At 71.1% G+C, this 20,746-nt stretch carries 18 protein-coding genes and 1 tRNA gene (1 of these 19 running past the window's edge); 2 read left to right on the top strand and 17 right to left on the bottom strand.

What is annotated here, in order from left to right:
- From ACFWZ2_RS22295 to ACFWZ2_RS22325, 7 genes are all read right to left on the bottom strand, one after another.
- Positions 1-21 (bottom strand) — tRNA-Ala (locus tag ACFWZ2_RS22295) (it extends 152 nt beyond the left edge of the window).
- Positions 22-125: 104 nt separating this feature from the next.
- The gene (locus ACFWZ2_RS22300) at positions 126-767 is read right to left on the bottom strand and encodes a histidine phosphatase family protein (protein WP_384548222.1); all 642 of its coding nucleotides are present in this window, start codon (positions 765-767) and stop codon (positions 126-128) included.
- Positions 764-1,207 carry a ribosome silencing factor gene (gene rsfS, locus ACFWZ2_RS22305; protein WP_384548224.1) on the bottom strand — a complete coding sequence of 148 codons (444 nt, stop codon included), beginning with the start codon at positions 1,205-1,207 and terminating at the stop codon, positions 764-766. Before rsfS ends, ACFWZ2_RS22300 begins: the two co-directional genes overlap by 4 nt.
- A 95-nt stretch (positions 1,208-1,302) precedes the next feature.
- Positions 1,303-3,030 (bottom strand): LCP family protein, encoded by a 1,728-nt coding sequence (locus tag ACFWZ2_RS22310; protein ID WP_384548226.1) that lies wholly within the window; start codon positions 3,028-3,030, stop codon positions 1,303-1,305.
- 16 nt (positions 3,031-3,046) lie between these two features.
- Complete coding sequence (gene nadD / locus ACFWZ2_RS22315; protein WP_384548228.1) at positions 3,047-3,685, bottom strand: nicotinate-nucleotide adenylyltransferase; 639 nt, start codon at positions 3,683-3,685, stop codon at positions 3,047-3,049.
- 65 nt (positions 3,686-3,750) lie between these two features.
- Entirely contained in the window at positions 3,751-3,915 is a 165-nt protein-coding gene (locus ACFWZ2_RS22320; RefSeq protein WP_363273364.1) for a hypothetical protein, read from the bottom strand.
- 86 nt (positions 3,916-4,001) lie between these two features.
- Entirely contained in the window at positions 4,002-4,175 is a 174-nt protein-coding gene (locus ACFWZ2_RS22325) for a hypothetical protein (RefSeq protein ID WP_384548230.1), read from the bottom strand.
- A 98-nt stretch (positions 4,176-4,273) separates the two neighbouring features.
- Here ACFWZ2_RS22325 and ACFWZ2_RS22330 point away from each other — a divergent pair, with 98 nt between their 5' ends.
- A complete protein-coding gene (locus ACFWZ2_RS22330) occupies positions 4,274-5,395 on the top strand; it encodes a M48 family metallopeptidase (protein WP_384548232.1) in 1,122 nt (373 codons plus the stop codon).
- 37 nt (positions 5,396-5,432) lie between these two features.
- Here ACFWZ2_RS22330 and ACFWZ2_RS22335 read toward each other — a convergent pair whose 3' ends face one another.
- From ACFWZ2_RS22335 to proB, 5 genes are all read right to left on the bottom strand, one after another.
- Positions 5,433-6,497: a hypothetical protein gene (locus ACFWZ2_RS22335; RefSeq protein WP_384548234.1), complete on the bottom strand. Its 1,065-nt coding sequence runs from the start codon at positions 6,495-6,497 to the stop codon at positions 5,433-5,435.
- A gap of 92 nt (positions 6,498-6,589) precedes the next feature.
- Positions 6,590-7,204, bottom strand: coding sequence for a hypothetical protein (locus tag ACFWZ2_RS22340; protein ID WP_384548236.1), 615 nt, complete (start codon positions 7,202-7,204; stop codon positions 6,590-6,592).
- Between the two features lie 82 nt (positions 7,205-7,286).
- Positions 7,287-8,579, bottom strand: coding sequence for a glutamate-5-semialdehyde dehydrogenase (locus tag ACFWZ2_RS22345; RefSeq protein WP_384548238.1), 1,293 nt, complete (start codon positions 8,577-8,579; stop codon positions 7,287-7,289).
- Between the two features lie 85 nt (positions 8,580-8,664).
- Positions 8,665-9,144: a hypothetical protein gene (locus ACFWZ2_RS22350; protein ID WP_384548294.1), complete on the bottom strand. Its 480-nt coding sequence runs from the start codon at positions 9,142-9,144 to the stop codon at positions 8,665-8,667.
- Between the two features lie 225 nt (positions 9,145-9,369).
- Positions 9,370-10,476, bottom strand: a complete 1,107-nt coding sequence (gene proB / locus ACFWZ2_RS22355) for a glutamate 5-kinase (RefSeq protein WP_384548240.1) — start codon at positions 10,474-10,476, stop codon at positions 9,370-9,372.
- 345 nt (positions 10,477-10,821) lie between these two features.
- Here proB and ACFWZ2_RS22360 point away from each other — a divergent pair, with 345 nt between their 5' ends.
- Positions 10,822-12,912, top strand: coding sequence for a hypothetical protein (locus tag ACFWZ2_RS22360; RefSeq protein WP_384548242.1), 2,091 nt, complete (start codon positions 10,822-10,824; stop codon positions 12,910-12,912).
- A 73-nt stretch (positions 12,913-12,985) separates the two neighbouring features.
- Here the strand turns inward: ACFWZ2_RS22360 and obgE are convergent, their stop codons facing one another.
- The 5 genes from obgE to ACFWZ2_RS22385 form a co-directional block, all read right to left on the bottom strand.
- The gene (gene obgE / locus ACFWZ2_RS22365) at positions 12,986-14,425 is read right to left on the bottom strand and encodes a GTPase ObgE (protein ID WP_384548244.1); all 1,440 of its coding nucleotides are present in this window, start codon (positions 14,423-14,425) and stop codon (positions 12,986-12,988) included.
- A 176-nt stretch (positions 14,426-14,601) separates the two neighbouring features.
- Positions 14,602-14,856, bottom strand: coding sequence for a 50S ribosomal protein L27 (rpmA, locus tag ACFWZ2_RS22370; protein ID WP_010986870.1), 255 nt, complete (start codon positions 14,854-14,856; stop codon positions 14,602-14,604).
- A 14-nt stretch (positions 14,857-14,870) separates the two neighbouring features.
- Entirely contained in the window at positions 14,871-15,191 is a 321-nt protein-coding gene (gene rplU / locus ACFWZ2_RS22375; RefSeq protein ID WP_045947825.1) for a 50S ribosomal protein L21, read from the bottom strand.
- Between the two features lie 196 nt (positions 15,192-15,387).
- Positions 15,388-16,743, bottom strand: coding sequence for a phospholipase D-like domain-containing protein (locus tag ACFWZ2_RS22380; RefSeq protein WP_384548247.1), 1,356 nt, complete (start codon positions 16,741-16,743; stop codon positions 15,388-15,390).
- A 221-nt stretch (positions 16,744-16,964) separates the two neighbouring features.
- Positions 16,965-20,746 (bottom strand): ribonuclease E/G (locus ACFWZ2_RS22385; RefSeq protein ID WP_384548248.1); only part of this gene is annotated, 3,782 nt, incomplete at its 5' end.

Consider the following 20,746-nt stretch of genomic DNA (forward strand, 5'->3'; position numbering starts at 1 on the left):
TACCAACTGAGCTATAGCCCCTTGTGTTCTTCCCGCTCGGCGGGCGAACAAGAAGAACTTTAGCCTGCGACCAGCCGGAATGTGAAATCCGGGTCCGGCCGCCCGCCGGAGCGGGTCCGGGGTGCTCAGTCGTCGTCGCCGAGCACCGGTTCCGGCAGCGTGCCCGCGTTGTGCTCGAGGAGCCGCCAGCCCCGCGCGCCCTGGCCGAGGACCGACCAGCAGCAGTTGGAGAGACCGCCGAGCCCCTCCCAGTGGTGGGATTCGAGACCGAGGAGGCGACCGATCGTGGTGCGGATGGTGCCGCCGTGGCTGACCACCACGAGCGTGCCGTTGTCGGGCAGCTTGTCCGCGTGACGGAGGACGACGGGCGCGGCCCGGTCGGCGACCTCGGTCTCCAGCTCGCCGCCGCCACGGCGAACCGATTCGCCGCGCTTCCACGCGGCGTACTGGTCGCCGAAGCGCGCGATGATCTCGTCGTGCGTCAGACCCTGCCACTCACCGGCATACGTCTCCCGGAGCGCCTCTTCGTGCGTGACGGGGAGACCGGTGATCGCGGAGAGCTCACCGGCCGTGGCCGCCGCCCGCTTGAGGTCGGAGGCGACGATGGCGTCCGGCTTCAGGGAGGCGAGCAGCCGGGCGGCGCGCCTGGCCTGGGAGACACCCGTCTCGGTCAGCTCGATGTCCGTGGAGCCCTGGAAGCGGCGCTCCAGGTTCCAGGACGTCTGGCCGTGCCGCCACAGGATGATCCGGCAGCCGCGGTTGCTCACCTCAGCTCACCGTCCAGGTCGGCCTCCTCCGCGGCCTGCTGCTCGGCGTGCTCGGCGGCCTTGCCGCGGGTCGCCTTGGCGTCCGCGGGCAGCTCGATCTCGGGGCAGTCCTTCCACAGGCGCTCGAGGGCGTAGAAGACGCGCTCCTCGCTGTGCTGGACGTGCACCACGATGTCCACGTAGTCGAGGAGGATCCAGCGGGCGTCGCGGTCCCCCTCGCGGCGGACGGGCTTGGCGCCGAGCTGCTTGTTCAGCTGCTCCTCGATCTCGTCGACGATCGACTTGACCTGGCGGTCGTTGGGTGCGGAGGCGAGCAGGAAGGCGTCCGTGATCGACAGCACGTCGCTGACGTCGTACGCGATGATGTCGTGCGCGAGCTTGTCGGCGGCCGCCTGGGCGGCGACGTTGATGAGCTCGGTGGAGCGGTCCGTGGCGGTCACTAGAGAGCTTTCCTTCGGGTGGTGGATACACCCCAAGGGTCTCACGGACCGCCGACGGCGCCCCAGACGATTACTCGATCCCCCTGTCTGCTCCGTCACCCCGCCTTGTAGTCCTGGCCGAGGACGACGGACACGTCCGCGTTGGCCGACGTCTTGCCCTTGCGTACGGCGCTCGCCGGCAGGCCGAGGGTCTTCGCGACCTCGGTGGCCTGGGTCTTCTTGGCCGCGTCGGCGTAGGTGACCTGCGAGGTGGGCTGAGCCGCCGCGCCCGCGCCGCCGTCGACGTAGGTGTAGCCGCCGTTGACCAGGGTGACCCTGGCCTTCTGGGTCGCGTCCTTCGTGCCGGAGGCGTTCTTGACGCCGACCCGCACGGCCGCGCCCTTCTCCGGGCTCTTCACCGCGCCGCCGAGCACGTCCTTGACGACGCTGTCGCCGGTCTTCTCGGTCAGCGTGCCGTCCTGCTGGACGGGCAGCAGCGTCGTCGTGTAGTCGCCGCCCTTGGCGCGGTCGGCGAGCTTGGCGAGGAAGGCGCCGAGGTCCTTCTCCTCGAGCGAGGGGTCGAGGATCTGTGCGAGGGACTGCACGGTGGTGGTCGCGGCCTGCGGGTCCGACGACAGCTTGCGCAGGATGCCCTGCATGACCTGGCCGAACCGGGTGAGCTGCGCGTTCTCGTCCTCGCCTGAGGCCCGGTAGGTGGCGTACGCGACGGCCATCGGGCCGCTCAGGGTCTGCTGGTCGCCCTTCTTCACCAGGGGCGCCTCGCCCTTCTTGGCCTTCGGATCGGGCACGTCGGTGTTCGTGTCGATGTCGATGTTGCCGACGAGCTCGACGAGGTTGTTCAGGTACGGGGTGTCGAGCCGCCAGGTGCCCTCGACCTCGGTGCCGAGCACCGTGTCGATCGACTCGCGGGTGCCGGTCGAACCGTCGTCGTCGACGGACTTGCCGAGCGTCGTGGCGGCACCGTCGTCGTCCGAGACGGCAAGGGAGTTGGGCAGCAGGACGGTGGCGCCCTGCTTGGTGGTGGTGTTGTTCACCAGGAGCGCGGTGGAGGTGTCCTTGCTCTTGGTGTTGTGCAGATGGACGACGATCACGTCGCGCTTCTGCGGTCCCGCGGCCGCCGCGGCGCCGCCCTTGTCGTCCGACTGGCCGGGCAGCTTGCCGGCGAACCACAGATAGCCGACGCCGCCCGCGACGACGAGCGCGAGGACCACGACGAGGGCGACGACGCGGGAGCGCCCGCGCCGCTTGGCCTCCTCGCGCCGCTCGGTGCGGCTCTCGGTGAACTTCAGCCAGTCGATGACGTCTTCGGAGTCCTCGTCCGGCTCCTCGATGAACGAGAACTGCTCGGTCTTGTACTCGCGTTGGGCCTCGGACTGCGGGGCACGCCGCGGTTCCCGCTCCGGCGCACGCCGCGCGGGCTCGGGGTCCTTCTGCGGCTGGGGCGCCTGCTGCTGGTGTTGCTGCTGAGGCACCTGCTGTTGCTGCGGTGGCTGATGCTGAGGCGGTTGCTGCAGAGGCGGTTGCTGCTGCTGAGGGATCCACCCATTACCGGTGTCGTACGAGGTTCCAGCGGTTCCGGCACCCCCGTAGGGGTCGTAACCCGTGTCGTACCCCTGCTGCCCCGCGTACGGGTCGTACCCGTACCCCTGAGGCTGCTGAGGCTGCTGCGACGGCATCTGGGACTGCGGCTGCGCCTGCTGCTGCACCTGCTGGTACACCGGCCGCCCGTACTCGTCGTACCCGACGATCTGGTACTGATCAGCCGCGTACTCGCCCGCATACGGATCGCTGCCCGCATACGGGTCGTACTGTCGGTCGTTCACCGGTGCCCCTCTCGGCTCAGTCGCCGCGGTACAGCTCGCGCTTGTCGATATAACGCACCACACCGTCCGGCACCAGGTACCAGACGGGGTCGCCCTTGGAGACCCGCGCGCGGCAGTCCGTGGAGGAGATCGCCAGGGCCGGGACCTCGACCAGGGAGACGCCGCCCTTCGGCAGACCCGGATCGGCCAGCGTATGCCCGGGGCGGGTGACTCCGATGAAGTGCGCGAGGGAGAACAGCTCTTCCGTGTCCCGCCAGGTGAGGATCTGGCCGAGGGCGTCGGCGCCCGTGATGAAGAAGAGGTCCGTGTCGGGGTTGAGTGCGCGCAGGTCGCGCAGGGTGTCCGTGGTGTACGTGGCACCGCCGCGGTCGATGTCGATGCGGCTCACCGAGAACTGCGGGTTCTCGGCGGTCGCGATGACCGTCATCAGATAACGGTCCTCGGCGGGTGACACCTGCTTGTCGCTCTTCTGCCACGGCTGCCCGGTCGGCACGAACACCACCTCGTCGAGGTGGAATTGCGCCGCGACCTCACTGGCCGCCACGAGGTGTCCGTGGTGGATCGGATCGAACGTGCCGCCCATGACGCCCAGGCGGCGCTTGCCGTTGCTCACCGGACCGGTCCCCGGACCGGTAGGCATGTCCTGCTCTCCCATGCGTGCAGACCCTACCGGCCCGGTCGACGGGCTCCGTTTCAGCGGTCCCTTTCGGGGACGGCCGCTCAGCGGTCCCGGTTGAAGCGCGTGGTGATCCACAGGAGCAGCAGGAGCACGACGAACGCGCCACCGCCGGTCAGGAGGGGGCTGAGGCTTTCGTGGTTGCCGCCGTGCTCGCCGCCCTCGGAGGCGAGAGTGACCAGCTGGGCGGCGGTGCTGTGGAGGCTCATCTCAGGCAGGACCTATCCGGAGGTGGGATGGACATAAAGATTTCTGGCCCATCGTAAGCGGGGGCCTCGTTCCGGCTCACGCCGACTCAGCCGTTGCGGTCGTCGTCGTCCTGGCGGTATCCGCGCAGCAGCAGCCAGCCGACGAGGACGCTGCCCACGATCATGGCGAGCAGGACGATGCGGAGCGGAGTGCCGAGCCCCTGCTGTCCTGCAGCCGTGGCCGCCTCGGTGACCCAGGTGGCCGCGGGGGTGTGCTCCATGAGGACTACTCCTTAGGTGTGCTGCCCTGTCACGGTATCTCCGCCTACGCTGGGTCCCACCTCGGGGGCAGCAGAGGACGAGACATGGGGGATGCGGCATGACCGACGACCACAACGGCGGCCTGGAGAACGGCGGCCACGAGAGCGTGCCGAGCCGGCAGCGCAGGCGCTTCCCCGGGATCTCGTCACGTGCGTACGAGCATCCGGCGGACCGCTCGGCCCTGGTGGCCCTGCGCAAGCTCAGCGGCTTCGACACGGTCTTCAAGGCGCTCAGCGGCCTGCTCCCCGAGCGCAGCCTCAGGCTGCTGTTCCTCTCGGACTCGGTGCGGGTGTCCGACGCGCAGTTCGCGCACCTCAACACCATGCTGCGGGACGCCTGTTACATCCTGGACCTGGAGAAGGTCCCGCCGATGTACGTCAATCAGGACCCGGTGCCGAACGCGATGTGCATCGGCCTCGACGAGCCGATCATCGTCGTGACGACGGGCCTGGTCGAGCTGCTCGACGAGGAGGAGATGCGGGCGGTCGTCGGTCACGAGGTGGGCCACGCCCTCTCCGGCCACTCCGTCTACCGCACGATCCTGCTGTTCCTCACGAACCTCGCCCTGAAGGTCGCGTGGATCCCGCTGGGCAATGTCGCGATCATGGCGATCGTGACGGCGCTGCGCGAGTGGTTCCGCAAGTCCGAGCTCTCCGCGGACCGCGCGGGCCTCCTGGTCGGCCAGGACCTGCGGGCGTCGATGCGCGGCCTGATGAAGATCGCGGGCGGCAACCACCTGCACGAGATGAACGTGGACGCGTTCCTGGAGCAGGCCGAGGAGTACGAGGCCGGGGGCGACCTGCGCGACTCCGTGCTGAAGATCCTGAACGTCCTGCCGCGCACGCATCCCTTCACCACCGTGCGCGCCGCCGAGCTGAAGAAGTGGGCCGAGTCCCGCGACTACCAGCGGATCATGGACGGCCACTACCCGCGCCGCGACGAGGACAAGGACACCTCGGTCTCCGACTCCTTCCGCCAGTCGGCATCGTCGTACGCCGACAACGTCCGCAACAGCAAGGACCCGCTGATGAAGCTGGTCAGCGACATCGCGGGCGGCGCGGGCGACCTGGGCGGCAAGCTGCGCGGCAAGTTCACGGGGCAGGGCGGCCAGGGTCAGGGCGGCGGCGGCCAGGACGACAGCCGCCCGGGGGACGGCGCCCCGGACGACGACGGGAAGTGACCCCCTCGTACGCCCCCTGTACGCCCCCCCGCACCCCTCACAGCCAGGGCTGCGCGGACGCCGCCAGCGTCCCGCACAGCGCCGTCGCACCACCCGTCGCGTACGGGTCGGTGCCCGCGGGCCCGCCCGCCTTCGCCTTCTGCCCCGCGAGCAGCGGCCGCAGCCGGTCCGCCGAGTCGGCCGGGCAGGCGAGCGGCCCCGCCTGGACGTAGCTGACGAGCAGCTCGGCCTGGCGCATCCGCAGGTCGTCGCGGTCGAAGCGGAAGTGCAGCTCGCGGCGGACGGTGAAGAGGGAGGCGTCGGCGTGCTCCTCGCCGACGGGCCGCAGCGCGTAGACGAAGGTGTGGTCCGAGATCACCTCGAGGGTGTCCTTGTCCGTCTCGGAGGCCCGCAGCGTGCCCTGCACCCTGACTCCCCTGTCGGCGAGCACGGCCCGCGTCGGGTCGAACCGCACCAGCCAGCCGGTGGCCGCGTGCCGCCCGTCCGCGACCGGGTGCGTGAAGCTCTGGTCGAACTGGCCGAGCTGCTCGGGGTCGACGAGGATCCGCACGGGGCGCGTCGAGCCGCCGGTGAGCACGTCGGGGTCGAGCGAGGACTCGACGAGATAGTCCTTGGCGGTGGTCAGCGCGGTGGTCACCTGGCCGTCGGAGAAGTGTGAAGTGCGGCGTACGGCAGGGATGTTGATGCCTTCTGCGCCCACCCTGAACTGCGCGGCCGGGCTGTGCGCGTAGAGGTCGGCGACCTTCCTTGCGCCGGGCACGCGGCCCTGCGGGGCGAGCGGTATCACCGTCATCCGCAGTGGTTCGGGGCGTTTGCCCGCCGGGGCGGGGGCCGGGTGCCTGATGCCCATGTAGATCGCCGTGCCGAAGGCCACCGCGATCAGGACGACGAGGATCACGGCCTGCCGGGAGAGGCTCCGCTGGACCGAGGAGCGGCGCCGGACGGCGCGCGCGTGGTCGCCCATCCGCTCCTGCGCGGAGAACTCCTGGAGGCGTGCAGCACGCACGAACGACTCGTCGAAGACGACGGATCGGTACTCGTCCTCGCCACCGTTGGGAGCGCCTTCGGGTTCCCCCGCAGGTGGGTCTCCTGGCCCGCCCATACTTTCAGGGTAGGTCTCCGGGCCGTCAGGTAAACGCCCTGGTACACGACAAGTTTCGACAACTGTGCGCGGGTGGGCGCGGGTTCACGCCATCACGGGGTGCGCGGCACCGCGGGGACCGCGGGCTGGCCGAATTCGGCGGAGGCGGAGGGACTGGTGGACGCCCCCTTGCCGGAGCCCTGTCCGACTTCGGTGGAGGCGGGCGCGGGCACCCGTTCCTGGCGGCCCGACGAGGCGCCCCGGTAGACCGCGGTGAAGGCGAGGGCGACCATGCCGATGCCCATCACGAGGGCGAGCATCCAGGCCACGGTGCGGTGCCAGCGGGTGCGTCCGGGGTGGCGGCCCGGGCGGCCGTACCGCTGCTCGAAGGAGTCCTGTTCGTACGCGTCGTCGAGATCGTCGTCGTCGAGGCCGAACTCGGCGGCGTCGGCGCCGAAGCCGTCTTCGTAGAGATCGTCGTCCGGCGATTCGTGGCCGGATCCGCGGGTGCGGGCCCTGCGGGCCTCCGCCTCGGACGCCTCGGCGCGGGCCTCCGCGGCCGCCAACAGCCGCTCCACGGCCGTCGGTTCATGTATCTCCGCGGCCCGTACGAAGTCCTCGTCGAAGACCACGGAGGCGAACTCTTCGTCCGCACCCCCGCGGTCGTGGTCGTCGTCGGGCTCCCAGCCGTCAGGGAACGACGGCGTGCCCCCCACGTCCTCCGGCACCCTTCCAGCGTAGACCTGGAAGGGGCAATTTGGGCAGACGGTACGGGAATTCAGCGGGTGTGACCCTCAACGCCATCGCCGGTCAACGGACATGACCGTCGCCCGTCACGATGTACTTCGTCGAGGTCAGCTCGGGCAGCCCCATCGGCCCCCGCGCGTGCAGCTTCTGCGTGGAGATGCCGATCTCGGCGCCGAAGCCGAACTGGCCGCCGTCGGTGAAGCGCGTGGAGGCGTTCACGGCGACCGTCGTGGAGTCCACGAGCTGCGTGAAGCGGCGGGCGGCCTGCTGGGAGGTGGTGACGATGGCCTCCGTGTGCCCCGAGGTCCACAGGCGGATGTGCTCGACGGCCTGCTCCAGGGTGTCGACGACGGCGGCCGCGATGTCGTACGAGAGGTACTCGGTCTCCCAGTCCTCGGTGCTGGCGGGCACGACGGTGGCCTTGGAGCCCTCGGCGTACGCGAGGACGCGCTCGTCCGCGTGGACGGTCACGCCGGCCTCCGCGAGGGCGTCCAGGGCGCGCGGCAGGAACGCGTCGGCGATGTCCTTGTGCACGAGCAGCGTCTCGGCGGCGTTGCAGACGCTGGGGCGCTGCGCCTTGGAGTTGATCAGGATGTCGACGGCCATGTCGAGGTCGGCCCGCGCGTCCACGTACACATGGCAGTTGCCGGTGCCGGTCTCGATGACCGGGACGGTGGACTCCTCGACGACGGTCTTGATCAGGGAGGCGCCGCCGCGCGGGATGAGCACGTCGACGAGGCCGCGGGCGCGCATCAGCTCCCGTACGGAGTCGCGGTTCTCGCCGGGGACGAGCTGGACGGCGTCGGCGGGCAGACCGGCCCCGTGCACGGCGTCGCGCAGGACGCGTACCAGCGCCGTGTTCGACGCGTACGCCGACGAGGAGCCCCTCAGGAGCACGGCGTTGCCGGACTTCAGGCAGAGGGCGGCGGCGTCCACGGTGACGTTCGGGCGGGCCTCGTAGATGATCCCGACGACGCCGAGCGGGACGCGGACCTGGCGCAGGTCGATGCCGTTGGGCAGCGTCGAGCCGCGGACGACCTCGCCGACCGGGTCGGGCAGGGCCGCCACGTCGCGCACGTCGGCGGCGATGGCGCGGACCCGCTCGGGGGTGAGGGTGAGCCGGTCGATGATGCCCTCGCCGGTCCCGGCCTCGCGGGCGCGCGCGATGTCCTCGGCGTTGGCCTCGACGATCTCGGCGGTCCGCACCTCGAGCGCGTCGGCGATCGCGAGCAGCGCGTCGTCCTTGGCGGCGCGCGGCAGTGGCGCGAGCGTGGCGGCGGCGCCGCGGGCGCGGTAGGCGGCCTGGGCGACCGGCGAGAGGTTGTCGTAGGGCGAGACGGGAGAGAGCGACGTCATGACCGCAGCGTAATCCCCGCGCGGCGGGCGTCCACCCGGTATTCCAGTCCCCGAGACCGCGGGACGGCGGCCCGGGGACGACGGCTCAAAACGGATGCACGCCCACCGGCGTCGCCGGCAGCGGGCCGTACCCCTCGGCGATGCGCTGGTGATAGGTGTCGCGGTCGATCACTTCGAGCCCGACGATCTCCCACGGCGGCAGCTGTGCGCTCTGCCGGTGCTCGCCCCACAGCCGCAGTGCGACCGCGGCCGCGTCGTGCAGATCACGGGCCTCCTCCCAGTAGCGGATCTCCGCGTGGTCGGGGGCGTATCTGCTGGTGAGGAGAAAGGGATGGTCGTGGGCGAGCTGTTCGAGACCTCGCCTGACCTCCTTCAACGGGGCTTCGGCGCCCGAGACGCTCAGCGTGACGTGCCACAGTCGGGGCGCCTCCACGGTCTCGCCCTCCCTGCTCTCGCGCGTTTCGCCCTCGTGCGCCTCGTACGGGTCGCTCTCGTACGCCGCCCCCGCGGCGACGCTCGTCAGCGCCCGCTCAGCCGAACCGCGGGACGCCGCCCCTGGGCGCACTCGTCTCACGACGGCCTCCTTTACGCAATGGTGGTGCGGATACGCAACGGTCGTGCGGAACTGTCTTCAACAAAGTTGAGCAGGCCAAGCGGTCCCGCGGGGCGGTTTTGGGGAGTTTCACCTCCCACGGGCCGGTCGGCGCGAAGCGTTCGCGACGGTTTTCGGCCGGGGCCGGTGGGGTTCGTGGGGCGGTCAGGCCGTCCATTCGTACGGCGGCCGGGCCCGCTAAGCGTGCAGCAGGACCAGGTCGTCCCGGTGCACGACCTCGCGTTCGTACGCGGGTCCGAGTTCGCGCGCCAGGTCCCTGGTGGAGCGGCCGAGAAGCAGCGGGATCTCCTTGGCGTCGAAATTCACCAGACCGCGCGCGACGGGGCGCCCCGCGGAGTCCCGCAGTTCGACCGGGTCGCCCGCGGTGAACTCGCCCTCGACCGACGCGATCCCGGCGGGCAGCAGCGACTTGCGCCCCTCGACGACCGCACGCACCGCCCCGTCGTCGAGGGTGAGCGCGCCGCGCGGCTCGGAGGCGTGCTGCAGCCAGAGCAGCCGGTCGGCCGAGCGGCGTCCCGTGCGGTGGAAGTACGTGCCCGTCGCGCGGCCCGCGAGGGCGTCGCCCGCCTGGCTCGCGGAGGTCAGCACGACCGGGATCCCGGCGGCCGCGGCGATCCGCGCGGCCTCGACCTTGGTGACCATGCCGCCGGTGCCGACGCCCGCCTTGCCCGCGCTGCCGATCTGCACGTGCGCTATGTCGGCGGGCCCGGTGACCTCGGAGATCCGGGACGTGCCCGGCTTGGCGGGGTCGCCGTCGTAGAGGCCGTCCACGTCGGAGAGGAGGACGAGCAGGTCGGCGTGGACGAGGTGGGCGACGAGGGCGGCGAGCCGGTCGTTGTCGCCGAAGCGGATCTCGTCGGTCGCCACGGTGTCGTTCTCGTTCACGACGGGCAGCGCGCCCATGGCGAGGAGCTGGTCGAGGGTGCGGGACGCGTTGCGGTGGTGGGCCCTGCGGGCCATGTCGTCGGAGGTCAGGAGCACCTGACCGACCCGTACGCCGTACCGCGCGAAGGAGGCGGTGTAGCGGGCCACGAGCAGCCCCTGCCCGACGCTGGCGGCCGCCTGCTGGCGGGCCAGGTCCTTGGGGCGCCGCACCAGGCCGAGCGGCGCGAGCCCCGCCGCGATGGCACCGGAGGACACGAGCACGATCTCGCGCTCGCCTCCGCTGCGGCTCTTGGCCAGTACATCGACGAGTGCGTCAACGCGGTCCGCGTCCAGGCCCCCCGATGCGGTGGTCAAGGATGAGGATCCGACCTTGACGACGGCCCGCCGCGCCTCTGCCACTGACTGCCTTGCCGCTGCCACGCGCTTCCCCAATTGATCCCAATGCGTCGGATCTGCGATCCCCATGCTCCGGACCAGCAATCTACGCGAGGCTATGGCCCGCACGCCTCCGCATTCCGAGGGGCGGACCGGGGCGGGAGAGCGGGGCCGACCGGAGCGGGGCCTCGGCTGATGAGAGCCGTATTTGAGTCAGAGGCAAAAAAGGCTCCCGAGGTTCAGTCCCTTTGCCCCTTTATCCGGTGATTGATGTCACGGAAGATTGCTAGGGAGCCGCCGCACGTCATACGGTCAGTGGTCGACTTCCCCCCAGTCCCTCACCCCCATCCCCGCCAGGAGCCAAAGCCCGTGCCCTCTGCCGGACTCGCCCCCCGCCGCATCGTGCAGCTGACCGCGCTGTTCTCGATGTTCGCGCTCTTCACGGCCCAGCTCGTGACCGCGCTGCTCCCCTACGTCCCGGTGTTCGTCGCCGCGGCAGTCGCGAACCTCGCGCTCGACATCTATCTGCAGTACAAGCAGCCGGGGCTGCTCTCCCTCCTTGGCAAGATCCGTTTCGATGTCACGGTGCGCCAGCTCCTGCGCGACATGCTGATCCTGGTCGGCCTGCTGCGCATCGACGGCATCTCGCCGCTGGCCGAGCAGTCGCCGCTGACCATCGCGCTGCTCGCCTTCTACGCGCTGCACTTCGGCTGCCAGGCCGCCGCCGTCCTGGTGCGCCGCACCCGCGCGCTGCCGATCGTCACGCGCAACATCGACGCGTCGAAGCTCCACCTCACGGCCGCTCCCCCGCGCATCCTGTCCCGCCGCCAGGCCCACCGCCTGCTGACGTTCTCGGTGCCCACCACCATCGGCCTGATGCTCACCGCGGTGACCACGGACGCCTACTGGGGCGGCATCGGACTCGCCATCTCCATCACGCTCATCGGCGCCGGCGCGCTCTACCTCGCCACCTGGCTGCTGCCGAAGAAGCGGGCGAAGAACGACCAGCGGGTCACGGAGTGGCTCGACGAGTGGCTCGCCGAGTACCAGCCGACCGTCGCGATGTACTTCTCCGGCGGCACCACGTCCGCGTACCAGGCCAACATGTGGCTCTCCACGCTCTCCAGCCTCGACGGCAAGCCGCTGATCGTGCTCCGCGAGCGGTTCATGGTGCAGAAGATCGACGCCACGGACGTCCCGATCATCTGCTTCCCGAAGGTCGCGACGATGTTCTCCCTGGAGACCTCGACGCTGAAGATGATGCTGCACCCGGCGAACGCCGCGAAAACCTCGCAGGTCCTGCGCATCCCCTCGATCAAGCACGCCTTCATCAACCACGGCGAGAGCGACAAGCTGTCCTCCTGCAACCCCTACGCGAAGGCGTACGACGAGGTCTGGGTCGCGGGCCCCGCGGCCCGCGACCGCTACCAGGCCGCCGACATCGGCGTCGAGGACAAGGACGTGGTCGAGGTCGGCCGCCCCCAGCTGTCGCCGATCCGGCCGTCGACGGGCGCGCCCACCGGCCCGTACACGACCGTTCTGTACGCCCCCACCTGGGAGGGCTGGGACGGCAACCCCGGCAACACCTCGGTGGTCCTGGCCGGCGAGAACATCGTCCGCGAGCTGCTCGCCGACCCCGGCGTGCGCCTCCTCTACAAGCCGCACCCGATGACCGGTTCGCAGAACCCGGCGGCGGGCGCCGCCAACGAGCGCATCAAGGCGATGATCCTCGCGGCCAACACCAAGCGCTCCGGCGCGCGCCCCGGCCCCGAGGCCGCGGCCGAACTGGCGCGCCGCGCCGCCGACTTGGACACGCTGACCGCCCGCAGCTTCCGCAAGAGCGCCGACGAGCAGGAGCGCATGATGCTCCAGGGCACCCCCGGCGGCGGCCAGCAGGCCGCGGTGGCCGAGGCGACGGCCGCGTGGGAGACCGCGTTCTGGGCGTCCTTCCCCGAGTGGGAGCACCAGATCATCACGTCCGCGCGACCGGCGATCTTCTCCTGCTTCAACCAGGCGGACCTGCTGATCAGCGACGTCTCCTCGGTCGTCTCCGACTGGCTGAGCAGCGAGAAGCCGTACGCCGTCGCCAACACCGCGGGCATGTCCGAGGGCGAGTTCCGCGCGAGCTTCCCGACGGCGTCCGCGGCGACGATCCTCACCCCCGAGGCGGACGGCGTCACGGCGCTCCTGAAGGCCGTACGCAACCCGGAGCTCGACGCGTACGCGGAGGCCAGGGCCGGACTCAAGGAGCACCTCCTCGGCCCCTCCGACCCGCCCTCCCTGGCCCGCTTCAACGCGGCGGCCCAGGCCCTGTGCGCCAAGTCCGACGCCCGCCGCGCCCGCATGTCGGCCCGCGTCGACGCGGAGATCCCCGGCCAGCGCGCCGCGGAGGACGCGGCGGAGGAAATGGCGCAGGACGCGACGGAGTCGAACGGCGCGGAGGACTCGGTCACGGCGTAAGCGCCCGCGCATGCGAAAAGGCCCCCCGGAGCAGAAGCTCCGGGGGGCCTTTTCGCATGGGGCCGGGAGTGACCTAGAACGGCTCGAAGTCGTCGTACTCGCGCTGCGCCTCGTCCCGCTCCGCCTCGCGGTCCTTGCGGCGCTGGGCGGCGGGCCGCGGGGCCTCCAGACGGTGGTCCTCGCCGCGACGGCCGAGCATCTCCGCGCCCGCCATCATCGTCGGCTCCCAGTCGAAGACGACCGCGTTCTCCTCGGGGCCGATGGCGACGCCGTCACCGCTGCGGGCGCCCGCCTTCATCAGCTCGTCCTCGACGCCGAGGCGGTTGAGCCGGTCCGCGAGGTAGCCGACGGCCTCGTCGTTGTTGAAGTCGGTCTGCCGCACCCAGCGCTCCGGCTTCTCGCCGCGCACGCGGTAGATGCCGTCGTCCTCGCGCTTGACCGTGAAGCCGGAGTCGTCGACGGCCTTGGGCCGGATGACGATGCGGGTCGCCTCCTCCTTCGGCTTGGCGGCACGCGCCTGGCCGACGAGCTCGGCGAGGGCGAAGGACAGCTCCTTGAGGCCCTTGTGCGCGACGGCCGACACCTCGAAGACGCGGTAGCCGCGCTCCTCCAGGTCGGGCCGCACGAGGTCCGCGAGGTCCTGCCCGTCGGGTACGTCGATCTTGTTGAGGACGACGATCCGCGGCCGGTTCTCCAGGCCCGCGCCGTACTGCCGCAGCTCCTCCTCGATGACGTCGAGGTCGGAGACGGGGTCGCGGTCGGACTCCAGGGTCGCCGTGTCCAGGACGTGCACGAGCACGCTGCAGCGCTCGACGTGCCGCAGGAATTCGAGGCCGAGGCCGCGGCCCTGGCTGGCGCCGGGGATGAGTCCGGGCACGTCGGCGACGGTGTAGACGGTCGAACCCGCGGTCACCACACCGAGGTTGGGGACGAGCGTCGTGAACGGGTAGTCCGCGATCTTCGGCTTCGCCGCGCTCAGCACGGAGATCAGCGAGGACTTGCCCGCGCTCGGGTAGCCCACCAGGGCCACGTCGGCGACGGTCTTGAGCTCCAGGACGACGTCCCGCTCCTCGCCGGGCACACCGAGCAGCGCGAAACCGGGGGCCTTGCGCCGGGCGGAGGCGAGCGCCGCGTTGCCGAGGCCGCCGCGGCCGCCCTGGCCCGCGACGAAGGTGGTGCCCTGGCCGACCAGGTCGGCGAGGACGTTGCCCTCCTTGTCGAGGACGACGGTGCCGTCCGGGACCGGCAGGACGAGGTCCTGGCCGTCCTTGCCGGAGCGGTTGTCGCCGGCGCCGGGCTGGCCATTGGTGGCCTTGCGGTGCGGGCTGTGGTGGTAGTCGAGGAGCGTGGTGACGTCCTGGTCGACGACCAGGATCACGTCACCGCCACGGCCGCCGTTGCCACCGTCGGGGCCGCCGAGCGGCTTGAACTTCTCACGGTGGACGGAGGCACAGCCGTGGCCCCCGTTACCCGCGGCGGCATGCAGCTCGACGCGGTCCACGAAGGTGGTCATGGTTCGGTGCCTCCTGGGGGTCCCCCCACGCCTTTAGGGCAGAGGGGGCGTACGGAAATGTCTTTTACGCGTTAGCTGTAACACGCGAAGGGCGGACCCGCTTCCCGATCACCGGGAAGAGAGGTCCGCCCTCGCAGAACTCGCTCGACGAGCGCCTAGTCAGTCGGAAAGACGACTCAGGCGACCGGAACGATGTTCACGACCTTGCGGCCACGGTGGGTACCGAACTCCACCGCACCCGCGTCCAGCGCGAACAGGGTGTCGTCCTTGCCACGGCCGACGCCGGAGCCCGGGTGGAAGTGGGTACCGCGCTGGCGGACCAGGATCTCACCGGCGTTGACGACCTGACCGCCGAAGCGCTTCACGCCGAGCCGCTGAGCATTGGAATCGCGCCCGTTCCGAGTGGACGATGCGCCCTTCTTGTGTGCCATCTTGTCTCAGTCCCTTACTTCGCAGCCGTGGGGATACCGGTGACCTTGATCGCCGTGTACTGCTGACGGTGACCCTGGCGACGGCGGTAGCCGGTCTTGTTCTTGTAGCGAAGGATGTCGATCTTCGCGCCCTTGTGGTGGTCCACGACCTCGGCCTGGACCTTGATGCCGGCAAGCACCCACGGGTCGCTGGTCACAGCGTCGCCGTCGACAACGAGCAGGGTCGAGAGCTCGACCGTGTCGCCAACCTTGGCGGTGGAAATCTTGTCAACCTCAACGATGTCGCCGACAGCAACCTTGTGCTGGCGACCACCGCTGCGCACGATGGCGTACACGCGGATCTCTCTCTCGCTCGGAACGGAACCCCCGCAGTCCAGCCGTCCGCAGAAGCGGGCGGCCTCTCCCGGGCCCGGGCGGCGCCCATGGCTCTGGAGGAAAAAGGTTTACAGGGGGTGGTCGTGCATATGAACACGCCGACGGTCAAGGTTACGGGGCCCGCCCGTTAGGGTCAAACCGGCCCCGCACCCCCGCTCACGTGGTCGGATTCTCGCCGTCCGGCGGCAGCGGCTTGACGCCCTTGCACAGATCGGTCTTGTCGGCACTGCCCGGCCAGGCCACCGCCCGCGTGCGGTCGAAGTGCGCGCGGAAGGTGTCGTGCACCGAGTCGTCGTCGACCTTCACGATCGCCTCGTCGTTCTCGCGCAGCGCGGGCGCCGTGTAGTTCTGCGAGCCGGTGAAGGAGAGCTTGTTCCGCTTGCCGTCGTACATGCCGTCGATGAGCAGGTACTTCGAGTGGATGATGTAGGGCGTGCCCAGCTTGGCGCCGGGGTTCAGCGGGTCCCGGTCGTCGTTGTAGCAGCGCACGGAGGGGCCGCCGGACGCGTGCAGCTGCTCCCAGGTGCCCGGGGTGCCGTTCTGGCTCTTGGCGCTGTCCGTCTCCGCGTACAGGATGCTCACCGAGCAGCCCGCCTTCTGCAGCGAGACGAGCTTGTCGGCGATCTGCTTCCGCGTGATCTTGAAGATGGCGGCGCGCACCTTGGTCCGCTGCGTCGTGCCCGCCGCGTCCTTGTAGGTGCACTTCACGTTGTTCAGGACCGAGTACATGGTGTCGGTCTCGTTGACCGTGCCGTTGCGCGGGAAGAAGTACGACTTGTAGCGGCCGCTGCTGACCGTGCGGTAGTCCCAGTCCGCCCAGCGCTTGCCGAGCATGTCGGTGAAGTAGTCGGCGTACGCGTCGTACATCGCGGGGTTGTCCGGCAGCAGCAGCGCGTCGTTGAAGAACTTGGTGTGCGCCGACGGCGTCGAATTCGACGTGGTCTGTACGACGACGTCCCTGGCGCCCTCGACCTCGGAGAACAGCCAGAACTTGTTGTGCATGATCGACTTGCCGTACCGGGGATCGCCCAGACAGGACTTCCCGGTCGGGCAGAGCGTCACGAACGAGGGCTTGGTCCTGTCCTTGCCGAGGGCCGTCACCAGCGTGTTGTACGAGGTGTTCGCCGGCCGGTCGCTCCTGCTGGTCTCGTCGAGCAGGATCTGCACGTGCACACCGCGGTCCTTGGCGTCCACGAGCGCGTTGACGACCGTGGCCTCCCACACGTGGTACACCGCCACCTTGATCGTCGAGCCCGGCACCGCGGAGTTCGTCAGCTCGATGAGGCGCGTACGTATCGCGTACTGCTCGTCGGCGGAGCCCTTCGGATCGTTGAAGATCGGCCCCTCGGTCCAGGTCTGCGCCGCCTGGTCCGCCTGGGCGCTCCCCGCGGACCCCACGGCCTGGAGCCCGGCCGCCGAAAGGACCGTGGCGAGCGCCACCGCCTGACGTCCGCCCTTGACCGGTTTCGCGGCACGGTGTCGGCCCGTGCCCCACAGACGCGCAGGCGCCATCCGTCATCCCTCCCCTGACGCGGGCGCGCGGTCTCCCCAACCGCACGCTCACGCCTCTGTGCACTTATCAGATCGCATGAGTTTTACAGGTAACTTCCCACGCTCCAAGGGCGGGTGGCGCTCTTCACGCTTTCGAGCTGCGTTGATGCGGTTCCCCTGACATGCCGGTGCCCCCTGCCCGACGAGATCGCCGGGCAGGGGGCACCAGGGGTGCGAAGGGGTCAGCCCTCGCTGGCGGCGCTGGCGGAGACACCGGACGGCGACTGCTCCGCCGCCGCGGCCTTCTTCGCCGTCGTCTTCGACGCCTTCTTGGCCGTCGTCTTCTTGGCGGCCGTCTTCTTGGCCGCGGTCTTCTTGGTGGCGGCCTTCTTCGCCGTCGCCTTCTTGGCCGTCTTGCGCGCCGCCTTCTTGGCCGGGGCGGCCTCCTCGGCGGGGGCCTCATCGGGCGCGGCCTGCTCGGCGGCCTTCTCCGACGGGACGACCACGACGGCCGTCTCCTCGGAGGCGGTCGGCGCGGTGGCCTTGCGGACCGCGCGGCGGCGCGGACGGGCCGGAGCGGCGTCGGCGACGGGCGCCTCGGCCACGGAGGCGGCCACCGGCTCGGCGACGGGCTCCGCCACCGGCTCGGCCGCGGGTGCCTCCTTGGGCGCCTCGGCCACGACCACCGCGTCGGACTCGGCGCTCTCGGCACTCTCAGCGCTCTCGGCGGTCTTCGGCGCACCGGCGGGCGACGTCGCCTTGCGGACCGCACGACGGCGCGTACGTCCCTTGGGCGCGGCGTCCTCCGCGGGAGCCTCGACGACGGTCTCCTGCGCCGCCTCGGCGGCCTCGGGCGTGCCGACCACCGGGTCCTCGGCGGCCGGGGCCGCCGCGCGCGGGGCCTCGTCCTCGACGACGACCGGCGCCTCGGCCTCCGCCTCGGTCCTGGCGGCCTTGGCGGCCGCCTTCTCCGCGGCCTTGGCCTTCTTGACCGACTTCTTCGAAGCCGCCGCCTTGGGGGCGTCGTCCTTCGGAGCCGCCGCCTTCGGGGCCTCCTCCGGAGCGGACTCCGCCCGCGGGGCACCCGCCGGAGCCGAGGCACGGCGGGTCGCCCGGCGCCGCGAACGGCCACGGGAAGCGGCCGCCTCGGCCTCGGCCGCGCTGCTGTACAGCTCCTCGTCCGCGACGAACTCGGGCTCGGGCAGCGCCACCGGGGCGGCGACCTCCGCCGCGACCTCGGCCTCGGACTCGACGGCCTCGACGGCCTCGGTCTCGTGCTCGTGCGTGTGCTCGTGGCCGTTGTCCTGGCCGTGGTCGGAGCCGCCGCGCCCGCGCTTCTTGCGCTTGCCGCCGCCACCGGCGGAGGTCGGCTGCTCCATGTGCACGATGACGCCGCGGCCGTTGCAGTGGACGCAGGTCTCGGAGAAGGACTCCAACAGGCCCTGGCCGACGCGCTTGCGGGTCATCTGGACCAGGCCGAGCGAGGTGACCTCGGCGACCTGGTGCTTCGTACGGTCACGCCCGAGGCATTCGAGCAGGCGCCGCAGGACGAGGTCGCGGTTCGACTCCAGGACCATGTCGATGAAGTCGATGACGACGATGCCGCCGAGGTCACGAAGGCGCAGCTGGCGCACGATCTCCTCGGCCGCTTCGAGGTTGTTCCTCGTCACGGTCTCTTCGAGGTTGCCGCCCTGACCGGTGAACTTGCCGGTGTTGACGTCGACGACGATCATCGCCTCGGTCTTGTCGATCACCAGCGAACCACCGCTCGGCAGCCAGACCTTGCGGTCAAGGGCCTTGGCGAGCTGCTCGTCGATCCGGTACGTCGCGAAGACGTCGACCTCAGAGGTCCACTTGGAGAGGCGGTCCGCCAGGTCGGGCGCGACGTGCGAGACATAGCCGTGGATGGTCTGCCACGCGTCGTCGCCGCTGACGATGACCTTGGAGAAGTCCTCGTTGAAGATGTCGCGCACGACGCGGACGGTCATGTCCGGCTCGCCGTACAGCAGGCTCGGCGAGCTCGTCGACGCCGCCTTCGACTTCTTCTGGATGTCCTCCCACTGCTGCTGCAGACGCTCGACGTCACGGCGCAGCTCGTCCTCGCTCGCACCCTCGGCGGCGGTGCGCACGATGACGCCCGCGTCCTCGGGGACGATCTTCTTGAGGATGGTCTTCAGACGCGCGCGCTCGGTGTCGGGCAGCTTGCGGCTGATGCCGGTCATCGAGCCCTCGGGGACGTACACGAGGTAGCGGCCCGGCAGCGAGACCTGGCTGGTCAGACGGGCACCCTTGTGACCGATCGGGTCCTTGGTGACCTGCACGAGGACCGACTGGCCCGACTTCAGGGCGGACTCGATGCGGCGCGGCCCGTTGGCCATGCCGAGCGCCTCGAAGTTGACCTCACCGGCGTACAGCACGGCGTTGCGGCCCTTGCCGATGTCGATGAAGGCGGCCTCCATGGACGGCAGCACGTTCTGGACCTTGCCCAGGTAGACGTTGCCGACGTACGAGGTGGCCTGCTCCTTGTTGACGTAGTGCTCGACGAGCACGTTGTCCTCGAGGACGCCGATCTGGGTGCGCTCGCCGTTCTGGCGGACGACCATCACGCGCTCGACGGCCTCACGGCGGGCCAGGAACTCGGCCTCGGTGATGATCGGCACCCGGCGACGGCCCTGCTCACGGCCCTCGCGGCGGCGCTGCTTCTTGGCCTCCAGACGCGTCGAGCCCTTGATGGACTGGACCTCGTCGGCGCCGGTGCCGGGCTCACGCTCTTCCTTCTTGCGCGGCTCACGGACCTTGACGACCGTGCGCTCCGGGTCGCCGTCGCCCGGCTCGCCCTCGGCGGAGTCACCGGCGCGACGACGACGGCGACGACGGCGACGGCTGCTGCTGGAGCCGGAACCACCGGACTCCGAAGCCGACTCGGTCTCCTCCGCCTCGTCGGCCTCCTGCTCGGCGCCGTCCGCGGCGTCCTCGTCGGACTGCTCGGCGGCCTCGTCGGACGCGTCCTGCTGCTCGCCGTCCTGGTCGGCGGAGTCACCGCGGCGGCGGCGACGGCCACCACGACGGCGCCGACGGCCCTGGCGCTCGCCGGACTCCTCGGTCTCGTCGTCGGCCTCGGCCTGCTCGGCGGCCTCCTCGACCGGCTCGTCGGCGGGCTGCTCGGCGGCGGCCTTGACGGGCTCGCGCTCCTCGGCGGCCGCGGGCTGCTCGTCCGCGGCGCGACGGCGGCGGCGACGGCGCGGGGTCGTCTCCTCCTCCGCCACGGGGGCGGCCTCGACGGGCTCGGCGGGCTCCTCCGCGGCCTCGGCGGCGGCCGCAGCGGCGGCGCGCTCCGGGGTCTGGAACATCGGCTCGGCGAACACCGGCGCCTGGAAGACGGCGACGGCCGGGCGTGCGGGCTTGCGGCCGCCGTCCTCGGCGGACTCGTCGGCGCTCTGCGCCCTGCGGGCCTTCTGCCCGGCGGGGGCCGAGAATCCGGCGGCGGCGGTCTTGCGGGTGGCACGGCGACGGCGCGGGGCCGGCGCGGCCTCGGCCTCCGCGGCCTCCTCGACGGCGGGCTGCTTCTCGGCGGCCACCGGCTCCGCGGTCTCGGCGGGCTGCTTCTCGGCGGCCACCGGCTCCGCGGTCTCGGCGGCCTGCTCCGCGGCCTTCTCCGCAGCCTTCGGCTCACCGGCGGGCGCGGAGGCGCTGCGGGTGGCACGACGGCGCGTACGACGCGGCGCGGCGTCCTCGGCGACCGGCTCGGCCACGGGCTCGGCGGCGGGGGCCTCCTCGACCGGGGCGGCCTGCTCCTCGGCGGCGGCCTGGGGCGCACCGGCGGGGGCGGAGGCCCGACGGGTCGCACGACGGCGCGTGCGCGGGGCCGGAGCGGCCTCCTCGGCCGCGGTCTCGTCCTTGGCGGGCTCGGCGGGCGCGGCGGCCTCGGCGGGCTCCGTCACCTCGGCGGCGGCCTGCGGCGCACCGGCCGGGGCGGAGGCCCGACGGGTCGCACGACGGCGCGTGCGCGGGGCCGGAGCGGCCT

Origin of the sequence: Streptomyces sp. NPDC059002 (assembly GCF_042740435.1) — a bacterium.
Lineage (GTDB): Bacteria > Actinomycetota > Actinomycetes > Streptomycetales > Streptomycetaceae > Streptomyces.